Genomic DNA, 20,471 nt, shown 5'->3' with positions numbered 1-20,471 from the left:
AGAGACGGACTTTTCAAAAGCCGTCAGGCCGCTTCCGGCATGTCCCGGTCGAACACGACAAGGTTCCGGCCACGATTCTTGGCGTTGTAGAGCCGCCTGTCGGCGCGCCGCATCAGTTCGGAGACGGTGGCGCCTTCACCGCAGATGGTGCCGCCGATGCTGACGGTGAGCGGAATGGTGCGCTCGCCATCGGGGCGGAAGCGGATCAGTTCGACTTCCTGGCGCATGCGCTCGGCGATGCGCGCGGCTTCCGTCTCGCTGGCGCCGATGAGAAAGGCGCCGAATTCCTCGCCGCCAATGCGTCCGAGCACATCGCCGCTTCTGATGCCGCCGCGCAGTGCTGCTACGATCAGGAGCAGCGCCTCGTCACCCACCAGATGGCCGAAGCGGTCGTTGATCGACTTGAAATGGTCGGCGTCGATGATGAGCAGGGCTCCGCGATCCGATTTGCGCTGCGAACGGTCGAGCGTGGAAAAGAAGCTCTCGCGGTTGAGCATGCCGGTCATCTCGTCGTGCCGGGCCTTGTCGGCGAGGCGGCGATGCGCCGCTGCCAGTTGTGCGTGTGCCCGCGACAGGTCGCGATGGGCGCTTTTCAGCCTGTCGCTTTGCCACATTGTGTAGGCGCTGGCCGGCCATGCAATCAAAAGCGGGCAGACGATGCATAGGATCCATGCGATACCGTCGAGGCTGCCTCCCAAGGCTGAAACCGCCGCATATGCAATGAAAAGGGAAGCCACGGAGGAGGCTACGGCGACCAGAAAGGATCTAAAAATTACAGTCTTCATCCCGTCCCCCTGATCGCACCGCCTCTTTGGCAGCAAGCCCTGAAGGCAGAGTTTCCCGCTTACATAAAATTCGAATCGATTGGCGATTTTGCCGCGTTTTAACTCGCAGAAGTTGTGGATAAATCTCCACCCCTCGAACGCCGTTTCATGCCATAAGGATCATATGACCGAGCTTCCCGATCCCGCCCGCTTTGCCCATGTCACCGACTGGGTGTTCGACCTCGACAACACGCTTTATCCGCATCATTCGAATCTGTTCGCGCAGATCGACGTGCGGATGACGGCCTATGTGCAGGAACTTCTGACGCTGCCGCGCGACGAGGCCCGCAAGCTGCAGAAGGAGCTGTATCTCGAATATGGCACGACGCTCAACGGCTTGATGAAGCGCTACAATATCGATCCCGACGACTTCCTGATGCGGGTTCACGACATCGACTATTCATGGCTGGTGCCCGATCCGGTTCTGGGTGCAGCCATCCGCCAATTGCCGGGGCGCAAGTTCATTTTCACCAACGGCAATCGCAGCCATGCCGAGCGGGCCGCGCGCCAGCTGGGCATCCTCGAGGATTTCGACGACATCTTCGACATCGTCGCCGCCGGCCTGACGCCGAAGCCGGCCCGCCAGACCTATGAGAAGTTTGCTTCGCTGCACGCCGTGACGGGTCACAATACCGTGATGTTCGAGGATCTCGCCCGCAACCTTGCAGTGCCGAAGGCGCTGGGCATGACGACGGTGCTGATCGTGCCGCGCAATTTCGAGCCGACATTTTCCGAGATCTGGGAGAGCGACCCGGACAATGAGGACGATGTCGATTTTGTCACCGACGATCTCGCAAGCTTCCTGAGCGCCATCGTGGAAGGGCAGGCTTGACGCGTTTCACCTCGGTAGAGGCGGCGATCGATGCCGCCGCCCACCGCGTTCTCGACAAATTGCCTGCAAGCGGCCTCTCCGGAGCGGCTGTCGAATTCCTGGTCTTCGGCCTGAAGCAGGGCTGGGCCTGCCTGTTTGGCGGGGCGATGCTGTTCCTGATCCTGGCGACGAGGCTTTTGTGGCCGGAACAGGCAATCCTGGCGCGCTATGACTTCCTGTTCCTGGCGGCGCTGGCGATCCAGGTCGCCATGCTGGTGTTCAAGCTGGAAACCGGGGCCGAAGCCAAGGTCATCCTCGTATTCCATGTGGTCGGAACGGTGATGGAGCTGTTCAAGACTTCGGCCGGTTCATGGATCTATCCGGAGGCGAACTTCTTCCGCATCGGCGAGGTGCCGCTGTTTTCGGGCTTCATGTATGCCGCGGTGGGTTCCTACCTCGCCCGCATCAGCCGCATCTTCGACATGCGCTATTCGCATTATCCGCCGCTATGGGCGACGGTCGTGCTGTGCGTGGCGATCTACGTCAATTTTTTCGCCCACCATTTCACGCTCGATCTGCGCTACGGGCTTTTCGCGGCATCGGTCGCGCTCTACTGGCGCACCTTCGTGCACTACCGCGTCTTTCGCTTTCGCCTGAAAATGCCGCTTCTGCTCGGCTTCGTTTTGGTGGCGCTGTTCATCTGGTTTGCGGAGAACATCGGCACATGGTCGCGAGCCTGGATTTATCCGGGCCAGCACAACGCCTGGACGCCGGTGAGCATCGGCAAGCTCGGCTCCTGGTATCTACTGATGATCATATCGTTCGTGCTAGTTACGCTCGTTCGCCGGCCGCAGCCGCTCGAAGCCGACGAGAGCGAACGAACAAGCTACAGCCGATAGAACTTCTTGATGATCTCCCAGGCTTCGTCGGCCGTATCGACGAAGTCGATGATGTCCTGGTCGCCGGGGCTGATGGTGCCTTGTTCGGCGAGGAAATCGAGGTCGATGGCGCGCCGCCAGAACGAGGTGCCGAACAAGATGACGGGAACGCGCTCCATGCGCCCGGTCTGGATCAAAGTCAGCGTCTCGAAGAACTCGTCCATCGTGCCGAAGCCGCCGGGGAAGACCGCGACCGCCTTGGCGCGCATGACGAAATGCATCTTCCTGATCGCGAAATAGTGGAAGTTGAAGCACAACTCCGGCGTAACATAGACATTGGGCGCCTGCTCGTGCGGCAAGACGATGTTGAGCCCGATCGACGGCGCGCCGACATCGTCGGCGCCGCGGTTGCCCGCTTCCATGACGCCCGGCCCGCCGCCGGTAACCACGACGAACTCGCGGAAATAGGTGGTGGCCGACTGCTGCGAGCACAGCCGGGCGAATTTGCGCGCCTCTTCGTAATATTTGCTGTTTTCTTCGAGATTGCGCTTTTGCGTCTCGTTCTTTGCTGCCCAGGCGTCGCCGCCGGGTTCCGGGATGCGCGCGCCGCCGAACAGGATGACGGTGGAACGGATGCCGCGCTCGGCGAGAATCATCTCCGGCTTCAGCAATTCGAGCTGGAGGCGCACCGGGCGCAGCTCGCGCCGGGTCATGAACTCTTCGTCGTTCCACGCCAGACGATAAGTCGCAGCACGCGTCTGCGGCGTATCAGGAGCGCTTTTTGCCCGCTCCAGATCCTCGTCCGAGTGCGGCAGAGGCGTCCATCCGGCTTTTTCCATCGGATTCATATGAAGTTCCCCAAGTTTGCCGCCCAACAGCGCCGTCCCGTGACGCAGCCGCGATTGACCCTCTTCCTACCTTCAAATAGGGTCCGCGCGGCTTACAAACAGGTTAAGAGCCGCCCCTTAACAGCACGTGTAGTGGAGCAACTCATGTCGAAGTCCGATATTGCGAACCTCGAACAGACCATCGACAAGGCCTTTGAGGAACGCGACGGCATTTCGACGGCGACGCGCGGCGAGGTCCGCGATGCGATCGAGGCGGCGCTGAACCTGCTCGACCGCGGCGAAGTGCGGGTGGCGGAAAAGCGCGCCGACAACAGCTGGCATGTGAATCAGTGGCTGAAGAAGGCGGTTCTTTTGTCCTTCCGGCTCAATCCGATGGAAATCATCAAGGGCGCGCCGGGCGACGGCAACTGGTGGGACAAGGTGCCTTCCAAGTTCTCGGGCTGGGGCGCTGTGGATTTCGAAAAGGCGGGCTTCCGTGCCGTGCCGTCCTGCGTCGTGCGGCGCTCCGCCTATGTCGCGCCGGGCGCGGTTTTGATGCCGTCCTTCGTCAATGTCGGCGCCTATGTCGATTCTGGCACGATGGTCGATACCTGGGCATCGGTCGGATCTTGCGCCCAGATCGGCAAGAACGTGCACCTGTCGGGCGGCGTCGGCATCGGCGGCGTGCTGGAGCCGATGCAGGCCGGCCCCACCATCATCGAGGACAACTGCTTCATCGGCGCGCGCTCGGAAGTGGTCGAGGGCTGCATCGTGCGCGAAGGTTCGGTTCTGGGCATGGGCGTGTTCATCGGCCAGTCGACCAAGATCGTCGATCGCGCGACCGGCGAAGTGTTCTATGGCGAGGTGCCGGCCAATTCTGTCGTCGTCGCCGGTTCGCTGCCGGGCAAGCCTTCGCCGAACTGCGAGCCGGGGCCGAGCCTCTACTGCGCCGTCATCGTCAAGCGCGTCGATGCAAAGACCCGCTCGAAGACTTCGATCAACGAGCTGCTGCGCGACTGATTGTTGGAGAAACAGGACGAACCGCGTGGCTGAAAGACCGCAGCTTCTCTGGCTTTTCTTCGGCATTTCGGGCCGTGTCAGCCGGGCCGCCTATTTCCTTGGCGGCCTTTTGGTGGCGATCGCGCAGGCATTTCCTCTCTATCGCTTCACGCTGGTGATGGAGGGAACGCCGGAGAGCGTGCTATGGTCGATGACCTTCATGGTCGTTTTCCTGGCTTCCCTCTGGTCGAATGTTGCGTTGGCGGTAAAGCGGCTGCACGATCTCGGCAAGACGGGATTGGCTGCGGTCGTGCTTTTCGTGCCGGTGATATCGATAGTTGCCTTCTTCGTGCTGTGCCTGTTTCCGGGCCAGCAGGGGCCGAACCGCTACGGCCAGCGCACCAACGCGCCGGCCTGACGCTCCGTTTGCCATGTTGCAGCTGGCCTCACGGTCAGGCCGTGACAGTCCCCGTCGTTTCGACTATCGCTTTGCCCATGATGCTGCCGACTGACCCCGTTGAAAACCTCGCCGCGCTGATCCGCTGCGCTTCCGTGACGCCTGCCGAGGGCGGCGCGCTTACGGCACTTGAGAAGATGCTGAAGCCGATGGGCTTTGACATCGAGCGGCCGGTTTTTTCAGACGATGGCACGCCAGATGTCGAGAACCTCTATGCGCGGCGTTCGGGCAACGGGCCGCATCTGATGTTTGCCGGTCATACCGACGTCGTGCCGGTGGGCGACGAAGCGGCATGGACGCATCCGCCTTTCGCCGCCGAAATCGCCCACGGCGAAATGTATGGGCGCGGCGCAGTCGACATGAAGGGCGGCATCGCCTGCTTCATCGCGGCGATGGCGCGCCACGTCGCTGAAAACGGCGGACCCAGGGGTTCGGTGTCGCTGTTGATTACCGGCGACGAGGAAGGCCCTTCGATCAACGGCACCGTCAAGCTGCTCGAATGGGCGGCGGCCAAGGGCGAGAAGTGGGATGCCTCGCTGGTCGGCGAGCCGACCAACCCGAACGTGCTGGGCGACATGATAAAGATCGGCCGGCGCGGTTCCATCTCCGGCCTGCTGACCGTCAATGGGCGGCAGGGCCATGCCGCCTATCCGCATCTGGCGGACAATCCGGTACGCGGGCTGATGACGCTGGTCGATGCCTTGCTGTACCCGGTCTTCGACAAGGGCACGAAGGATTTCCAGCCGACCAATCTCGAGGTCACCTCGGTCGATGTCGGCAATCCCGCCACCAACGTCATCCCGGCGAAGGCGACAGCTGCCTTCAATATCCGCTTCAACGACACATGGACGGCGGAGACCATTCAGGCGGAGATACACAACCGGCTGGACGTTGCCAGCCGCAGGCGGAAATACCGGGCCGGCCGCAAGGAAGCAATCGAGTTTGATCTTCTCTGGCGCGACCGCCCGAGCCATGTATTCCTGACGCGAGATGACCGGCTGATCGAGACGCTGAGCGGCTCGGTCAAGGCGGTCGTCGGCAAGAGCCCGACTCTTTCGACCTCGGGTGGAACCTCCGACGCGCGCTTCATCAAGGATTATTGCCCGGTGGTCGAATTCGGCCTTGTCGGCCAGACTATGCACATGGTGGACGAGCGCGTCGCGGTGGCCGATCTCGAGACGCTGACGCAGATCTACCAGCGCTTCATTGCCGACTGGTTCGAGCGAGGCTAACAGAAGATGCTGTCGGCGGATGAGATCCAGACATCACTCACCGGCGCCTGGCACTTGATGATGGGCAAGTCTGACGGAGTGCGCCTGCTCGACCTTTCGGCAGACGGCTTCTGGAATTCATTCTTCGCTCTGGTGGTGGCGGCACCTGCGCTCGTCGTCGGCTGGGTGGGCATTGCCAACGAGATCGGCGATCCTTACGCTTTTTCCGGCCGGCTTGGCGTGCTGATCCGTGTTGCGCTGGTCGATGTAGGAACCTGGACGCTGCCGCTGGTCGCCCTTGCCTTCGTTTCCCGCTACGCGGGCATTGCGACGCGCTTCGTGCCCTATGTCGTGGCCAGCAACTGGGCGTCGGCGCTTATCGCCTGGATGCTGCTGCCGTCGGCGCTGGTCAGGCTTTTCCTGCCCTCGACGGACCAGTTCGTGGCGTTGTTGACGCTGTTTTTCTTCCTTTTGTCGATGGTCCTGACATGGCGCATGACCAACGCCGTCATCGCCAAGGGCGCGGCTGTAGGCTCGGCTGTTTTTACCGGCATGCTGATCGCTTCACTGGCCGTGTTGTTCGGCCTGCAAAGCCTGCTTGGCATCGAGCTTCCCGCCTAAGCTTGTAGCCTAGGTGGGATAATCCACGCCCACGAGGTAGAGCCCGTCCGGCGGCGAGACCTGACCGCAGGCGGATCGGTCGCACGCATCGAGCGCCGCCTTGAGGTCCGCGCTGGTCCACGCGCCTTCGCCGACGCGCTTCAGCGAGCCGACCATGGAGCGAACCTGATTGTGCAGGAATGAGCGGGCCGAGGCGCGGATTTCGATATCGTCGCCAGACCGCGTAACGTCAAGGCGGTCAAGCGTGCGCAAGGGGCTGTTGGCCTGGCATTGGGCCGAGCGGAATGTGGTGAAGTCGTGCCGGCCCAAGAGCACCTTGGCGGCGCTGTCCATGGCTTCGGCATCCAGGCGTTTCGGCACCCACCAGACCTTGCCCTTGTCGAGCGCGGGGGGCGAGCGGCGGTTGGATATGCGGTAGAGGTAGTGGCGGCCGAGCGCCGAAAAGCGGGCGTCGAAATCCTCTGGAACCCGTGTGGCCTTGAGGATCGCGACGCGCTCGCCGGCCTGTTGCAGATGCGCGTTCAACGCATCGCGCACCGTATCGGGGCGCCAGTCCTTGTCCAGATCGAGATGCGCTACCTGTGCCGTCGCGTGGACGCCGGCGTCGGTGCGGCCGGCGCCGCGCAGCGAAACGGCCTGCGCGCTGAACTTCTCGACCGCTTGCTCGATTGCCTGCTGCACCGAATGCTGGTCGGCCTGGCGCTGCCAGCCGGCATAGGGGCCGCCGTCATACTCGATGTCGAGGCGATAGCGCGGCATTCCCGGATTGCCGGGTCAGGCCGCGAGCGCTGTGTTGAAAGCCGAGGCGTAGACGAGCTTGCCGTTTTCCGGTGCCTCTTGCCATGCCAATGCCTGCAGCGCCTCGCCTTGGTAGTCGCTCTCGAAGCTGGCGGCACGGTCGTGGCTGTAGCCGAAGCGGCCATAATAGGCCGGATCGCCCAGAACCACGGCCAGTTTCTCGCCGCCGTCCTTCAGCCGGATATGGGCCTCGCGGATAAGCGCGCCGCCAATGCCCGTGCCGTGGAACGATGGCTCGACGGCAAGCGGCGCGAGCGCCACCGCAGGAAAGGTCTTGCCGGCCCGTTCGACCAGCAGGCGCGAAAACAGGATGTGGCCGACGACCTGTCCGTCTTCCACCGCGACCAGTTCGACGACGGCGTCGCCGTCGCTGACCAGCGCATCGACAAGGCCGGCTTCGGCCTGCTGGCCGAATGCATGCTCTTCAACGAGGCGGATTGCCTCGCGGTCGCGCGGCGTTGCCGCTCTGATCGACATCATGCTCATGACAGTTTCATTCCTTTTTCCAGTCTTGCGCCACGAAGGAACTCCGAGGCAGAGACGGGCCTTGAGCCCGCCCGTTGCACTTCGACCAGCCTGACCGCGCCTGAACCGCAGGCAACCGTCAGTTGGTCATCGAGGATTCCTCCCGGCTCGCCCCGGCCTTCGCCAGGGCCCAAGCCTTCGCCAAGGGTAGAGCGAAGCAGTTTCAACCGCTCTGCCCGCCCGCCGATTTCCGCTTCGCACCAGGCGCCCGGAAAAGGCGAGAGGCCGCGAATATGGTTATGCACGGCGCTCGCCTGCAAGCGCCAATCGACGCGAGTCTCGGCCTTTTCCACTTTTTTCGCGTAGATCGTGCCCTGCTCGGGCTGCGGCGTGAAGACGAGTGAGCCGGCTTCCAGTCTGGCTAGGGCCTCCACCATCAAGTTGGCGCAGCCCGCCATCAGCGTGTCGTGCAGTTCACCGGCCGTCATGTCCGGGCCGATTGCAACCGTCTCGCCAATGGCGACGGGGCCGGTGTCCAGCCCTTCCTCCATGCGCATCACCATGACGCCGGTTTCGCTGTCGCCGGCCATGATGGCGCGCTGGATGGGCGCGGCACCGCGCCAGCGGGGCAAAAGCGACGCATGGCCGTTCAGGCAGCCGAGGCGCGGCGCATCGAGAACCGGTTTGGGCAGCAACAGGCCGTAGGCGACGACCACGGCAACATCCGCGTTCAGCGCCTTGAATGTGGCTTCAGCCTCATGGCTTTTCAGGGAGGTGGGCACATGGACAGGGACGCCAAGCCGTTCGGCTTCACGCTGCACCGGCGAGGGCGTCAGTTCCAGACCGCGCCTGCCTGCCGCGCGCGGCGGCTGCGTGAAGACGGCGACGATTTCATGGCCAGCTTCGGCGATTGCAGTGAGCGTCGGAACGGAAAAATCCGGTGTGCCCATGAAGATGACGCGAAGGGCCATTGCCGCCTTTATCCGACCATCCGGCCGGCCGGCTTGTCCTTGGCCAGCTTCTTGAACTTCCGCATCACGATATCCCGCTTGAGCTTAGAGATATGGTCGATGAACAGAACGCCGTTGAGATGGTCGATCTCATGCTGCAGGCAGGTCGCCATCAAGCCGTCGGCCATGATTTCCTGCGCCTTGCCGTCACGGTCGAGATATTTCACGCGCACCGTGGCCGGCCGCTCGACCTCTGCATAGTAATCGGGGATCGACAGGCATCCTTCCTCGTAGACCGAGCGCGCGTCGCCGCTTTCGAGTATTTCGGGGTTGATGAAGAGATGCGGCGCGGGCGTCTCGTCGTCCTTGGCGAGGTCGATCACCAGCATGCGCAGCGGCTCGCCGATCTGTATGGCCGCGAGACCGATGCCGGGGGCGTCATACATGGTCGCCAGCATGTCGTCGGCCAATTTCAGGAGCGGCGCGTCGACCTTTTCGACGGGCTTTGAAACCTCGCGCAGGACGGGATCCGGAAGGATGATAAGCGGCTTGATCGTCATGGCGTTTCACGTAAGGCCTCGGCCCCAACGCGTCAACTACGCTTACATAATCCTGTTCACGTTTTGATCTGTCGAAGCCTGCCGAATCGGATATGCTGTGATGATGAACGAGATGAGCAGCATTCTTTCCGAACCCATTATCCGCCTTGGCGCGACCGTGATTTCGCTGGGGCAGTTGCTGGCCTTCGGGGCGCTTGTGTTCGTCGGGCTCTTCGTTGCTCTCGTCATTGCCTTGTGGCGCAGCGCCAAGGCTCGCACCGCAGCGGCGGCTGAAGCTGCCGAACAGGCCCGGGACACCGAGGCGCGCATGGCCGATATCCTGCAAAGCCAGGCCGAAATGCAGGGCCGCATGGGCGCGATCGCCGATGTGTTCGGCGCAAGGCAGGCGGAGTTGACTCAATCCATCGGCCAGCGCCTCGACGCCATGACCGGCCGGCTCGGCCAGACCATGAGCGAGCAGACGAAATCGACGCATGAGAGCCTTGCCAAACTGCAGGAGCGACTGGCGGTGATCGACACCGCGCAAGGCAATATCCAGTCGCTGGCGGGGCAGGTGGTGCAGCTTCAGGCGATCCTGTCCAACAAGCAGACGCGCGGCGCATTCGGACAGTCGCGCATGGAGGCGATCGTTGCCGACGGGCTGCCGATGGGGTCATTCGAGTTCCAGGCGACGCTCTCGAACGGCAGCCGGCCGGATTGCCTGATCAGGATGCCGAACGATGCGCCGAGATTGGCCATCGATGCGAAATTCCCGTTGGAAGCGTGGAATGCCATCCGTGCCGCCGAAAGCCCCGACCTGCAGAAAGTCGCGGCGCAGGCGTTCCGGCGTGATATCGAGGTGCATATCCGCGATATTGCCGACAAGTACCTGATCCAGGGCGAGACGCAGGACACCGCCTTCATGTTCGTGCCGTCGGAATCGGTGTTCGCCGAAATCCACGAGAATTTCGAGGCGCTGGTGCAGCGCGCGCATCGCGCCCGCATCGTCATCGTGTCGCCATCGCTGTTGATGCTGTCGATCCAAGTCATCCAGGCGATCCTGAAGGATGCGCGCATGCGTGAACAGGCGCACCTTATCCAGGGCGAGGTGGTGCGGCTGATGGAGGACGTGGCGCGCGTCGACGAGCGCGTGCGCAAGCTGCAGGGCCATTTCGGCCAGGCCGCAAAGGATATAGACGATATCCTCGTCTCCACCTCAAAGGTGACCAAGCGCGGGCAGAAAATCGAATCGCTCGAATTCGCTGGTCCTGTCGGCGACGCGCAAAGTGACGGCGCGCCTGATACGGCGGATGCGCGCCGGCGAACAGCCGATTCCAAGACCGGCCAGTTGCGGCTGCGGGTAGTGGAAGACGGCGAGTAAGCTCGCCTGCTAAAGCTGCGGTGGGCGGCTGTCATTGCCCTTGCGTGGAACCAGAAGTCTTGGTTCACTCCATGCGCCGAGCATTGGAGGATTCGAATCATGGCCAAAGGTACGATGAAGCCGGGCAAGGAAGCCCGTAAGCCGAAGAAGGATGCCAAGAAGCCTGCTGCCGCGCCAGCCGCGAAGGCGCCGCCGGTTCAGGCGACCAGAATCAAGGACAAGTAGTCTTAACGAGAAAAGGCCGGCAATCCTGCGGGATTGCCGGCCTTTTTTGTGCGCAGAACTGCAAAGGCCGCCGTCAAGGCGACCTTGATACTTGCTCGACTTGACGTGTCAGCGAGCGACGAAGCCGGGAGGCGTCCTGCCGACGCGCGCCTTGCGGGCGGCGTAGCGGGCGTCGCGCTTGGCCTTGCGTTCGGCTTCATCGGCGAGGAGACGAGCGATGCGCTCATTCTCTTCGCTTTCGCGAAGCTTGCTTTCTTCGGCAGCCTTCGCCTCGGCCTCAAGCCTTGCCTGTTCGGCTGCAGCCTCGCGGGCGGAGCGTTCGGCTGCTTCGCGGGCAAGACGTTCCTGCTTCAGCTTTGCCTTCTCGGCGTCACGCTCGGCGCGGGCGGCAAGAATTGCCTGGCGCTCGGCCTTGCGGGCCACGACGGCAGGATCATCTTCCGTAGGCCGTGCCTTGAAACGTTCGAGAAGTGCCTTCTTTGCTTCATTCGCGGCGTTGCGCCGCTCGAAAATGTCTTTTTCTCTGTAGATAGCCAAGTGTAGTTCCCTAGAGTCAAATTCGCGAGGCTTACATACGCGCCGAAGACAAGACTTCAAGCGCCAAAACAGCATGGCTGCCATGAAATTCAAGCAATGTTGCAATGCGATGACACCAAGGCCGTCGCCGCAGTCGATTTGAGCGTGCATGGGGCTGGTTGGCAGTAGTGATGAATAGCATCTGGCTGGTTTGCAGCGCCCGGGATGCGCTCCTATATCAGCGCGACCTGAATGCGGAACCGACCCATGGCAGACCTGTCCGTCATTGATCTCTCGCCAATCGTTGAAGGCGGAGACGCCGCCAGATCGCTGGCCAACACGCTCGATCTTGCCCGTCACGCCGAGCGCCTGGGTTATAAACGCTACTGGTTGGCCGAACACCACAACATGCCGGGCATCGCGAGTGCCGCGACCGCGGTCGTCATCGCCCATGTCGCAGGCGGCACCAAGACCATCCGTGTCGGCGCCGGCGGCATCATGCTGCCCAACCACGCACCGCTGGTCATTGCCGAACAGTTCGGCACGCTGGCAGCGCTCCATCCGGGCCGCATCGACCTTGGCATCGGCCGCGCGCCGGGGACCGACATGCTGACGGCGCATGCGCTGCGCCGCAACCTCGATGCCGGCGTCGACAATTTCCCGCGCGATGTCGTGGAACTGATGGGGTATTTCCAGCCGGCGGCGGAAGGCCAGCGCGTTCACGCCATTCCGGGAGAAGGCGAGCAGGTGCCGGTGTGGATCCTTGGATCGAGCCTCTATGGGGCGCAACTGGCGGCGATGCTTGGCCTGCCCTATGCGTTTGCCTCGCATTTCGCGCCGGCCGAACTCGACCATGCGTTGGAAGTCTACCGGTCGCGTTTCGAGCCGTCGGAGCATCTGGACAAGCCAAGGGTCATGCTGGGGCTGAATGTGGTGGCCGCACCGACCGATGCCGAAGCGGCCTATCTGTTCACATCGTTGCAGCAGGCCTTCGTCAACCTGCGCAGCGGCAGGCCGGGCAAGCTGCCGCCGCCTGTCGAGGGTTATGCCGAGGCTTTGGAACCGGCCGCGCGCGCCATTCTCGGGCAGGCGCTGTCCTGTGCCATCATCGGCTCGCCGGTAACGGTTAAGCAGGGTCTGGAAGCCTTCGTGGAAAGAACCGGCGCCGATGAACTCATGGTGACGGCGCAGGTTTTCGACCATGCGGCAAGGGTGCGCTCCTTCGAGATCCTCGCGGATGTGCAGCGCTCGCTGGCGCAGGCCGCCTGACGCGCTATTTGGACAGGGACACCGACCCCGTCGAGGCGGTCCCTGCCTGCGAAACGGCGCTGCCGCGGCACGATGCAAATGCATCGCGCTTGACGTCGTAGACCTTGGTTTCGATGTCCATCATGCCGAGAACCGTGTCGAACATGTTGTCATGCGAGAAGACATCGCCGGTTTTTGTGCGCAGGCACGCCATGTCGACGCCGTTTGCGGCGGCAAAGTCATCGGACAGCCAGGCAATGAACGGGATGCGCTTTTGCGTCTCCGGCGCGAACATATAGGGCGCGCCATGCAGGTAAAGTCCGTTTTCTCCGAGCGATTCGCCGTGGTCGGACATGTAGTACATCGCTGAGGCGTAGTCGTTGCCGTGCTTCTTCAGCACGTCGATGATCGAGGCGAGGATGTGATCCGTGTAAAGGATCGAATTGTCATAGACATTGGTCAGTTCTTCGGCGGAACAATCGGCAAGTTCCGCCTTTCGGCAGGCCGGCTTGAAGCGTTCGAAGTCGGCAGGGTAGCGCTGGTAGTAGGCGGGGCCGTGGCTGCCCATGGTATGCAGGATGAGCACGGCGTTGCCCTCAAGATTGTCGAGGCGCGCGGCAAGCTTGTCGACGAGAACCTGATCGAGGCATTCGCCGCCACTGCACAGCTTCGGATCGGGCGATGCGGTCATCATGGTGGTAGGAATGCGATCGGCGATCTGCTTGGTTCCGGTGTTGTTTTCCCACCATTCGATGGTGAGACCGGCGTGCTTGAGCACGTCGACCAGGTTTTCCGACCCAAGTGCCAACCGCTTGGAATAGCCGTCGCGGCCGAGATGGGAGAACATGCACGGCATCGAGACGGCGGTGGCGGTGCCGCAACTGGTGACATTGGTGAAGGCAAGGACGTTGAGCGCGGCAAGTTCGGGATTGGTGTCGCGCTTGTAGCCGTCGAGGCTGAAATTCTGGGCCCGCGCCGTTTCGCCGACGACCAGCACAAGCAGCCGTTTCTTGGTTGCGTCCGTAAGTTTCGGTCCCTGCCGCGCATCCTCGCCATAGGGCTGCGCGACGATGTTGGCCTCCCTGAATTGATGGATGCCGTAGTCTATGGACCCTATCAGCGCCATGGCCGGGTTGAGGTAGACCATCGTCTCCTTGCGCTCATGCTGCCAGAACGGGATGTAGGTGCGGAAATTACTGCCGATCAGCGCGACCGCGACCACGACCAGCCCGAGGCAGAGCACGGTATTCGTCCTGACTTTTCGCCAGAACGGCTTGTGGTCGATGCGGACCCAGAGGATGAGCAGGCTGGGAACGACACCGAACAGCAAAAGATGCAGGAGGAATTCGGGCGTGATCAGGTGGCTCGATTCGGGCCCGGTGGTCTGGGCAATGTTCTGGATCATGTCGCGGTCCAGAATGGTGCCGAACGTATCGGTGAAATAGGCGACGCCGGCGGAGATCATGACCGCCGCGATCAGCACCGGCTTGATGATGTAGGGCGCGGAGAAGGCGACCAGGAAGACGATGTAGAGCAACAGGATCGCTGCGCCGAGAACGGCCAGCATCGCCGGATGCCCGGTGAAATGCCCGGAAATCTTGCTCCAGAAGGTCGCATTGTTGAGGAACAACAGGTAGGCCGCGACAAGGACCGACAGAACGGTGCTGCCGATGACGGGGCGCTGCAGTTTCATGGCTGGCTCGACATTATCAAGTTGGCTGGGTCTTCAAGCCGCCTCGATTGTGTCTGTGTTATGGCGCTTTCGGCGGCTTTGCCGCCAACGCACAAGCTTGCTGTAGAAGCGAGCTATTTCAGTGCCTTGATCAGTCCGGCGTCCGGAAAACATGTCGGTTTGGCACCACTTTTCGCCTGCCATTCGCCAATCGAGCGGCGTGTCTTGAAGCCGGGCAGGCCGTCGGCGCTGCCGACATCGTAGCCCTTGCCTTCAAGGGAGCGCTGAAGGGCCGCAATGTCGGAACGGTAGAGGCCGCCGACCGCACCCCAGCTTCCTGAAAAGGGTTTGTCGCCATAGGCGATGCGATCCGCGCCATGCCCGATGAACAGGGCATAGAGGTCGCTCATATTGTATTCCTTGAGCACGTAGAAATTTGGCGTGACGATGAAGGCCGGGCCGTTGCGCCCGGCCGGCATCAGGAGAAAACCCTCGGCCTTAGCCTCATGCGCGGGGAACGGTTTGCCGTTGATGCGGGCAATGCCCATAGAAGCCCATTGCGAGATGGGTTTGCCACGGTCCGGCCCTTCGAGCGAACAGGAGACGCTTTGCGGGACGGCAACCTCGAAGCCCCAGTCGCGCCCCTTCTGCCAGCCATAGTGGACGAGGTAGTTGGCGATCGAGGCCAGCGTGTCCGGCGTCGAGTTCCAGATGTCGGGATGGCCGTCGCCGTCGAAATCGACCGCGTGCTTGAGAAACGAGGTCGGCATGAATTGCGGCTGGCCGAGCGCGCCGGCCCATGACGACTTCATGGCGCTGCGGGCAACCAGCCCGCGCTGGACGATTTCCAGCGCCGCCAGCACCTCCTTGCGGAACATGTCCTTGCGGGAGGCCATGAAGGCCTTGGTGCCGAGCACCTCGAAGGCGTCGTAAGGCAGCTTGGCCGCGCCGAAGCCGGATTCCCGGCCCCAGACCGCAAGCACGATTTCACCCGGCACGCCGTAGCGAGATTCGATCGCGGCAAGGGTCTTGGCATTGGAAGCCGCGCGCGAGCGCCCGCCCGCCGTGACCGCCTTCACCGTCTTCTCGGCAAAGTAGCTGCCGGGCGAGCCGAACTCGGCCTGATGCTGCTTTTTTGGGGTTTTTGGCTTTTCGCCGGGCATGACGAGGTCCGGCAGCTTCAGGTTTGGTCTCACGTCGGCAAACGCCGCATCGAAGGTTTTTTGCGAGATGCCGTTTGCATTGGCTTCCGGCCACAAATCGTTGGCGAGCCATGCGCGGAACTGGTCGTCGATCTGGGCGGCCGAGGCCGTCGGCGCGAATGTGGCCGCAAGCAGGAAAAGCGCAGATGCGAAAACGCGGAGCGCCATGGTCAAAACGCCGTTCTCGACTTCAGCGCCGCGGCAAGCGTGCCGTCGTCGAGGTAGTCGAGTTCGCCGCCGACCGGGACGCCATGCGCCAGTCGGGTGACCTTGACCTCCATGCCTGAAAGCTGGTCGGTCAGGTAGTGCGCCGTGGTCTGCCCTTCAACGGTGGCGTTGACGGCGAGAATGACTTCCCTGACCTCGCCGCCGGCAACGCGATCCACCAGCGAACGGATGTTCAACTGGTCGGGGCCGATGCCGTCGAGCGGCGACAAGGTGCCGCCGAGCACGTGGTATCGCACGTTCATCGCCGCCGCCCGCTCCAGCGCCCAAAGGTCCGAAACATCTTCGACCACGATGAGCGTGGCCGGATCGCGGCGCGCATCGGTGCAGATCATGCAGGGATCTGACGTGTCGACATTGCCGCAGGTGGAGCAGATGCGCACCTTTTCGACCGCCTCGCCCATGGCCGCGGCGAGAGGCGCGAGCAACTGTTCCTTCTTCTTGATGAGGTGAAGGGCGGCGCGCCTGGCGGAGCGCGGCCCGAGCCCCGGCACCTTGGCCAGAAGCTGGATCAGGCGTTCAATTTCAGGACCGGCGATTCGCTTCGACATGGCGCGGTTGTAGGATTTTTCCGCGCCCTTGAAAACAATCTGCTCGAGCCGCCGAGGCCGGTCTACTGGTCCGAAAACGCCATGTTCTGGTTGATGATGAGCGCGCCGATCGCGCTGGTGTCGCTGGGCGTCTGCTCGAATGCCATCACGGGCTGCGGCTCCGGTTGGGGAATCGAGGCCGTCACGATCGACTTGTCGGCAACCGGCGGCGTGGCGGCTGGCAATTCCGGCTTTGCGACCGATGCCACGGCCACGGTCTGCGATGTGACCGGCACGGAGGCCGCTGCCGAAACCTTGAAGGCGGAATCGGGCGGCAATGGTTGCCATTTGCGGCCGCGTTTCTCGTAGAAGGCATTGCCGCCGGCAACGGCCACGTAGTGCATGTTCTTGTATTTGAACTTTAGCCCGGCGGTGTGGAAGAACATGGCGTTCTTCAGCTTCGGGTGGCGCTCGCCTTGCAGCACCGCATCGGCGGCGGCAACGACATCGGGCATCGCCTTGGAGTTCATGCGCCGTGTCATGACGCCGGGCGCGAACTGCCGGGGTTCGCCGACGACCGAGCAGACGGAATTGCCGTGCCGGCCAGATTTCAGCCGGTTCATCACCACCGTGCCGACGCCGACCATGCCTTCGCGGCTTGAGCGGTTGGACTCGAAGAACATGGCGCGCTGCAGGCACGTCCTGTCTTTCATGGTGTATTGGTAGGAGGTTGTGTGGGCCGGCATGACACCGTCGGCGAGGTTGGCTGCGGACATCCCCTGCGTGGTCTGGCTGCAACCGGCTAACAGGGACAAACAACCCACGGCGCCCAACACGCATGGCGCCTTCAAACGCTTGGCGATCAACAAACGTCTCTCTTCTGTGTTGCCGCCACGTCCCCAGGTTGCGGCAAGAATGAGACTGTTTCCGGCAAAATGATGGCAGAGCGCCAATCTTGTGTTTTTGGCGCGCCAAACCGTCTCGCGAAGGTTGTGCTAGAACGGCAGTTTCATGCCGGGAGGAATAGGCAGGCCGGCGGTCAGCGCCTTGGTCTTTTCCTGCATCACCTGCTCCACCTTGGCCTTGGCATCGTTGTGGGCGGCGAGGATCAGGTCTTCGAGGATTTCGACCTCGTCTTCCTTGAACAGCGACGGATCGATCTTCAGCGACTTCATTTCGAACTTGCCGCTCAAGGTGACATTGACCATGCCGCCCCCTGCCTGGCCGGTCGCTTCCAGTTCAGCAATCTCATCCTGCATGGCCTGGAACTTGGCCTGCATTTCCTTGGCTTTGCCCATCAGGCCGAGAAGATCTTTCATCGTGGGTCCTTCATCTTGATTGTTGGGTCGAAACGTCAGTCGTCGTCTTCGACCAGAGGCTCGGCAGTCATGTCCTCGTCCGCCTCGCCGCTGCCTTGCGCGGTATCCGGGATACGGACGTCGATGATCTTCGCACCGGGAAACCGATCGAGGATGGCGGCGACGGCGGGATCGTTGCGCGCGTCGAGAAAGGCGTTTTCGCGCGTCGCCGAGTCCATTTCCGCCAGCGTCGGCCCGCCCGTCTCCTTCGACAGCGAGACGAAATAGTTGCGTCCCGTCCAACTGCGCAGCTTGGTCGCAAGGTCGTTGAGCAGCGTCTTGGGCGCATCGGGCGTGAGACTGACGTCGAGCCGGTCGGCGTCGAAGCGAACAGGGCGGATGTATTTCTTCAAGAGGATCTTGAAGGCCATGTCGCGGTGGTCTTCGGCAAGCGCCGCGATGTCGGCAAGGGACCGGATGGAGATTGCCGGCTGGGCATCGGGTATCGGCTGCGGCGGCGTGAAGGCCGCCGGAGCGGGCGATGCCTCGACCAGGCGCATGGTCTGCGCGCCGTTGCCAGCTGGCGCAAACGATGCGGTGGATGCTGCGCTGGCCGTCTCGCCATTGTCTCGTCCAGCCGATCCGGCCGGCGACGAAGAGGTGGAGGGTCGGGGACTTGCCGAGGCCTGCGCGCCGCTTTCCAGCGACTTCAACGCCTCGTCCAGCGTTGGCAGGTCGGCTGCATGCGCAATGCGGATCATCACCATTTCAGCCGCGCTGACCGGGCGGTTGGAGCTTTGCACTTCGGGAATGCCCTTGAGCAGCATCTGCCAGGTGCGCGACAAAACCTTGACCGATAGCTGTTCGGAAAAGGCGGCGCCCCGGCGGCGCTCGTCTTCCGAAAGCGAGGCGTCTTCGGCGGCAGACGGCACGAAACGCAGCCGCGTCACCAGATGGTTGAACTCGGCAAGGTCCGTCAGCACGGCGGCCGGATCGGCACCGGTGTCGTATTGCGAGCGGAACTCGGCAAGGGCGGCTGCGACATCGCCCTTCATCAAATGCTCGAACAGGTCGACGATGCGGGCGCGGTCGGCGAGGCCGAGCATGGCGCGCACCGCTTCGGCGCTGACGCCGCCGCCGCCATGCGCGATGGCCTGATCGAGGATGGAAAGCGAATCGCGGGCCGAACCCTCGGCGGCGCGCGCGATCATCGCCAGCGCATCGTCGTCGATTGTGATGTCTTCCTTGGCGGCGATTGCGCTGAGATGCGCGACCAGCGCGCCGGCGTCGATGCGCCTCAGGTCGAAGCGCTGGCAGCGCGACAGGACGGTGATCGGCACCTTGCGGATTTCGGTGGTGGCGAAGATGAACTTGACGTGCGGCGGCGGCTCTTCCAGCGTCTTCAACAGGCCGTTGAAAGCCTGCGTGGAAAGCATGTGCACTTCGTCGATTATGTAGACTTTGTAGCGCGCTGACACAGGCGCATAGCGCACGCGATCGATGATGTCGCGGATATCGTCGATGCCGGTGTGGGAGGCCGCGTCCATCTCGATGACGTCGACGTGGCGACCCTCCATGATCGCCTGGCAATGCTCGCCGGGGACGGAGAGGTCGATGCTGGGCTGGTCGACGGCGTCGGTCTTGTAATTGAGAGCGCGGGCGAGGATGCGGGCGGTCGTGGTCTTGCCGACGCCGCGCACGCCGGTCAGCATCCACGCCTGCGCGATGCGGCCGGATGAAAAGGCGTTGGTAAGCGTGCGCACCATCGGCTCCTGGCCGATCAGCTCGGAAAAGTTCGAAGGGCGGTATTTGCGGGCGAGCACGCGGTAGGCGCCGGTGGCCGGCTTTGCCCCGGTGTTGCCTGATCCGCTCGTTCCAGCTTCATTCATCGATCAGGACGGCTCCCAGCAAGGATCTACGGACCGCGACCGGAAGCGCCGGTTGCTCAAACCAGTTTCGCCCGCACGACCGCGCATCGTCAATGCTGGTGTGCCGCGCAAATGGGCCGCCAACATGGACCAGACAGGGCCGTGAAGAAGGTGGGAGGCTGGAACAATGACCCGTTCCGGGCTCGTTAGGGCTGCTTCCTTCCGGACCTGACCCGGTTGGCGAGTGGATCGTCCACCACCAACCTCCCGACTTCCATATCGGCAATTCGATGCCGAAATGCAAGTGCATGTCGAAATCGAACGTGGATGCTGTTTGGGGCCAATGAAACGCTTGCAGCGGGGCAAGCCTCGCAATAGCGTTCGAACAGTCGGACGCGCCGTCGCGGATAATGCTATAATGGGGAGCTGGCGGCTCATCCGCTTCCCGGACATACATACGTATCGGGGCCTCAGGGGGCCTTGCAGGTTCAAGGGGAACGCCCATGCTACCTGGCCTGAAGGCCGGTTTCACGCTTGACGCCCGGCTTGAGGCCGACAGCGAGCAATTGATGTGGCTCGGCCTTTGCGAACTGCGCGTGATGAACGACCGTCGCTGGCCATGGCTGGTGCTCATTCCGCAGCGGCCGGGCATCGAGGAGATCCACGACATGGCGCCGCTCGACCAGGCCATGCTGACCTTCGAGGTCAATATGGCGGCGCAGGCGCTGAAGCGCGTGACCGGATGCACCAAGATCAACACCGGCGCACTCGGCAATATCGTGCGGCAACTGCATGTGCATGTGATAGCCCGCTCCGAAGGCGACGCCGCATGGCCGGGACCGGTTTGGGGACACGGCATCCGTGAACCCTACAAGATTTCCGATCTTCGCCGGTTTGCAGAAACGGTCAAAGCGGCGTTATGAACC

General features: G+C 62.6%; 23 protein-coding genes and 1 other RNA gene. 10 read left to right on the top strand and 14 right to left on the bottom strand.

Translation table 11 applies throughout. The features are described 5' to 3' along the window. Nucleotides 1–23: 23 nt before the first annotated feature. Entirely contained in the window at nucleotides 24–785 is a 762-nt protein-coding gene (locus ACODTY_RS09210; protein WP_488993984.1) for a GGDEF domain-containing protein, read from the bottom strand. Between the two features lie 163 nt (nucleotides 786–948). Here ACODTY_RS09210 and ACODTY_RS09205 point away from each other — a divergent pair, with 163 nt between their 5' ends. Then, nucleotides 949–1,656 (top strand): pyrimidine 5'-nucleotidase, encoded by a 708-nt coding sequence (locus tag ACODTY_RS09205; RefSeq protein ID WP_488993983.1) that lies wholly within the window; start codon nucleotides 949–951, stop codon nucleotides 1,654–1,656. Then, on the top strand, nucleotides 1,653–2,534 hold the full coding sequence (locus ACODTY_RS09200; protein ID WP_488993982.1) for a DUF817 domain-containing protein: 882 nt from the start codon (nucleotides 1,653–1,655) through the stop codon (nucleotides 2,532–2,534). The genes ACODTY_RS09205 and ACODTY_RS09200 overlap by 4 nt, the downstream gene beginning before the upstream one ends. Here the strand turns inward: ACODTY_RS09200 and ACODTY_RS09195 are convergent. After that, on the bottom strand, nucleotides 2,522–3,361 hold the full coding sequence (locus ACODTY_RS09195) for an LOG family protein (RefSeq protein WP_156464933.1): 840 nt from the start codon (nucleotides 3,359–3,361) through the stop codon (nucleotides 2,522–2,524). The genes ACODTY_RS09200 and ACODTY_RS09195 overlap by 13 nt on opposite strands. A gap of 144 nt (nucleotides 3,362–3,505) precedes the next feature. On the opposite strand from ACODTY_RS09195, the gene dapD reads away from it, so the two are divergent. From dapD to ACODTY_RS09175, 4 genes are all read left to right on the top strand, one after another. Then, entirely contained in the window at nucleotides 3,506–4,360 is an 855-nt protein-coding gene (dapD, locus tag ACODTY_RS09190) for a 2,3,4,5-tetrahydropyridine-2,6-dicarboxylate N-succinyltransferase (RefSeq protein ID WP_488993981.1), read from the top strand. A 25-nt stretch (nucleotides 4,361–4,385) separates the two neighbouring features. Then, on the top strand, nucleotides 4,386–4,757 hold the full coding sequence (locus ACODTY_RS09185; RefSeq protein ID WP_488993980.1) for a DUF805 domain-containing protein: 372 nt from the start codon (nucleotides 4,386–4,388) through the stop codon (nucleotides 4,755–4,757). A 77-nt stretch (nucleotides 4,758–4,834) separates the two neighbouring features. Beyond that, a complete protein-coding gene (gene dapE, locus ACODTY_RS09180) occupies nucleotides 4,835–6,028 on the top strand; it encodes a succinyl-diaminopimelate desuccinylase (RefSeq protein WP_488993979.1) in 1,194 nt (397 codons plus the stop codon). 6 nt (nucleotides 6,029–6,034) lie between these two features. Beyond that, nucleotides 6,035–6,628, top strand: coding sequence for a transporter (locus ACODTY_RS09175; RefSeq protein WP_488993978.1), 594 nt, complete (start codon nucleotides 6,035–6,037; stop codon nucleotides 6,626–6,628). 9 nt (nucleotides 6,629–6,637) lie between these two features. Here ACODTY_RS09175 and truA read toward each other — a convergent pair whose 3' ends face one another. From truA to def, 4 genes are read right to left on the bottom strand one after another with little or no spacing between them, the layout of a single operon-like run. Further along, on the bottom strand, nucleotides 6,638–7,387 hold the full coding sequence (gene truA / locus ACODTY_RS09170) for a tRNA pseudouridine(38-40) synthase TruA (protein ID WP_488993977.1): 750 nt from the start codon (nucleotides 7,385–7,387) through the stop codon (nucleotides 6,638–6,640). 15 nt (nucleotides 7,388–7,402) lie between these two features. Next, nucleotides 7,403–7,912 (bottom strand): GNAT family N-acetyltransferase, encoded by a 510-nt coding sequence (locus tag ACODTY_RS09165; protein ID WP_488993976.1) that lies wholly within the window; start codon nucleotides 7,910–7,912, stop codon nucleotides 7,403–7,405. After that, nucleotides 7,909–8,862, bottom strand: a complete 954-nt coding sequence (gene fmt / locus ACODTY_RS09160; RefSeq protein WP_488993975.1) for a methionyl-tRNA formyltransferase — start codon at nucleotides 8,860–8,862, stop codon at nucleotides 7,909–7,911. The genes ACODTY_RS09165 and fmt overlap by 4 nt, the downstream gene beginning before the upstream one ends. An 8-nt stretch (nucleotides 8,863–8,870) precedes the next feature. After that, complete coding sequence (def, locus tag ACODTY_RS09155) at nucleotides 8,871–9,401, bottom strand: peptide deformylase (RefSeq protein ID WP_488993974.1); 531 nt, start codon at nucleotides 9,399–9,401, stop codon at nucleotides 8,871–8,873. 103 nt (nucleotides 9,402–9,504) lie between these two features. Here def and ACODTY_RS09150 point away from each other — a divergent pair, with 103 nt between their 5' ends. Both ACODTY_RS09150 and ACODTY_RS09145 read left to right on the top strand, forming a co-directional pair. Then, nucleotides 9,505–10,761, top strand: coding sequence for a DNA recombination protein RmuC (locus ACODTY_RS09150; RefSeq protein ID WP_488994001.1), 1,257 nt, complete (start codon nucleotides 9,505–9,507; stop codon nucleotides 10,759–10,761). A gap of 99 nt (nucleotides 10,762–10,860) precedes the next feature. Further along, nucleotides 10,861–10,986 carry a hypothetical protein gene (locus tag ACODTY_RS09145; RefSeq protein ID WP_488993973.1) on the top strand — a complete coding sequence of 42 codons (126 nt, stop codon included), beginning with the start codon at nucleotides 10,861–10,863 and terminating at the stop codon, nucleotides 10,984–10,986. Between the two features lie 108 nt (nucleotides 10,987–11,094). Here ACODTY_RS09145 and ACODTY_RS09140 read toward each other — a convergent pair whose 3' ends face one another. After that, nucleotides 11,095–11,523, bottom strand: a complete 429-nt coding sequence (locus tag ACODTY_RS09140; protein WP_488993972.1) for a DUF6481 family protein — start codon at nucleotides 11,521–11,523, stop codon at nucleotides 11,095–11,097. 246 nt (nucleotides 11,524–11,769) lie between these two features. On the opposite strand from ACODTY_RS09140, the gene ACODTY_RS09135 reads away from it, so the two are divergent. After that, on the top strand, nucleotides 11,770–12,771 hold the full coding sequence (locus ACODTY_RS09135; protein WP_488993971.1) for an LLM class flavin-dependent oxidoreductase: 1,002 nt from the start codon (nucleotides 11,770–11,772) through the stop codon (nucleotides 12,769–12,771). Between the two features lie 4 nt (nucleotides 12,772–12,775). Here the strand turns inward: ACODTY_RS09135 and ACODTY_RS09130 are convergent, their stop codons facing one another. The 7 genes from ACODTY_RS09130 to ffs all read right to left on the bottom strand — a co-directional run bounded on the left by ACODTY_RS09130 (nucleotide 12,776) and on the right by ffs (nucleotide 19,813). Then, complete coding sequence (locus ACODTY_RS09130) at nucleotides 12,776–14,443, bottom strand: phosphoethanolamine transferase (protein ID WP_488993970.1); 1,668 nt, start codon at nucleotides 14,441–14,443, stop codon at nucleotides 12,776–12,778. A 113-nt stretch (nucleotides 14,444–14,556) separates the two neighbouring features. Continuing rightward, the gene (locus ACODTY_RS09125) at nucleotides 14,557–15,792 is read right to left on the bottom strand and encodes a lytic murein transglycosylase (RefSeq protein WP_488993969.1); all 1,236 of its coding nucleotides are present in this window, start codon (nucleotides 15,790–15,792) and stop codon (nucleotides 14,557–14,559) included. A gap of 2 nt (nucleotides 15,793–15,794) precedes the next feature. After that, entirely contained in the window at nucleotides 15,795–16,400 is a 606-nt protein-coding gene (recR, locus tag ACODTY_RS09120) for a recombination mediator RecR (protein WP_488993968.1), read from the bottom strand. Between the two features lie 62 nt (nucleotides 16,401–16,462). Beyond that, nucleotides 16,463–17,155, bottom strand: coding sequence for a cell wall hydrolase (locus ACODTY_RS09115; RefSeq protein ID WP_488993967.1), 693 nt, complete (start codon nucleotides 17,153–17,155; stop codon nucleotides 16,463–16,465). A 219-nt stretch (nucleotides 17,156–17,374) separates the two neighbouring features. Then, nucleotides 17,375–17,698: a YbaB/EbfC family nucleoid-associated protein gene (locus ACODTY_RS09110; RefSeq protein WP_488993966.1), complete on the bottom strand. Its 324-nt coding sequence runs from the start codon at nucleotides 17,696–17,698 to the stop codon at nucleotides 17,375–17,377. Nucleotides 17,699–17,733: 35 nt separating this feature from the next. After that, nucleotides 17,734–19,566, bottom strand: coding sequence for a DNA polymerase III subunit gamma/tau (locus ACODTY_RS09105; protein WP_488993965.1), 1,833 nt, complete (start codon nucleotides 19,564–19,566; stop codon nucleotides 17,734–17,736). A 150-nt stretch (nucleotides 19,567–19,716) separates the two neighbouring features. Beyond that, nucleotides 19,717–19,813, bottom strand: an RNA gene (ffs, locus tag ACODTY_RS09100) — signal recognition particle sRNA small type. 235 nt (nucleotides 19,814–20,048) lie between these two features. Between ffs and ACODTY_RS09095 the strand changes: the two genes are divergently transcribed. Further along, nucleotides 20,049–20,468, top strand: coding sequence for an HIT domain-containing protein (locus tag ACODTY_RS09095; protein ID WP_488993964.1), 420 nt, complete (start codon nucleotides 20,049–20,051; stop codon nucleotides 20,466–20,468). The last annotated feature ends 3 nt before the right edge of the window (nucleotides 20,469–20,471 follow it).

The organism is Mesorhizobium sp. FG116, from assembly GCF_057809835.1.
Note: the sequence above shows the minus strand (reverse complement) of the source record. Positions and strands in the feature narration are given on the sequence as shown.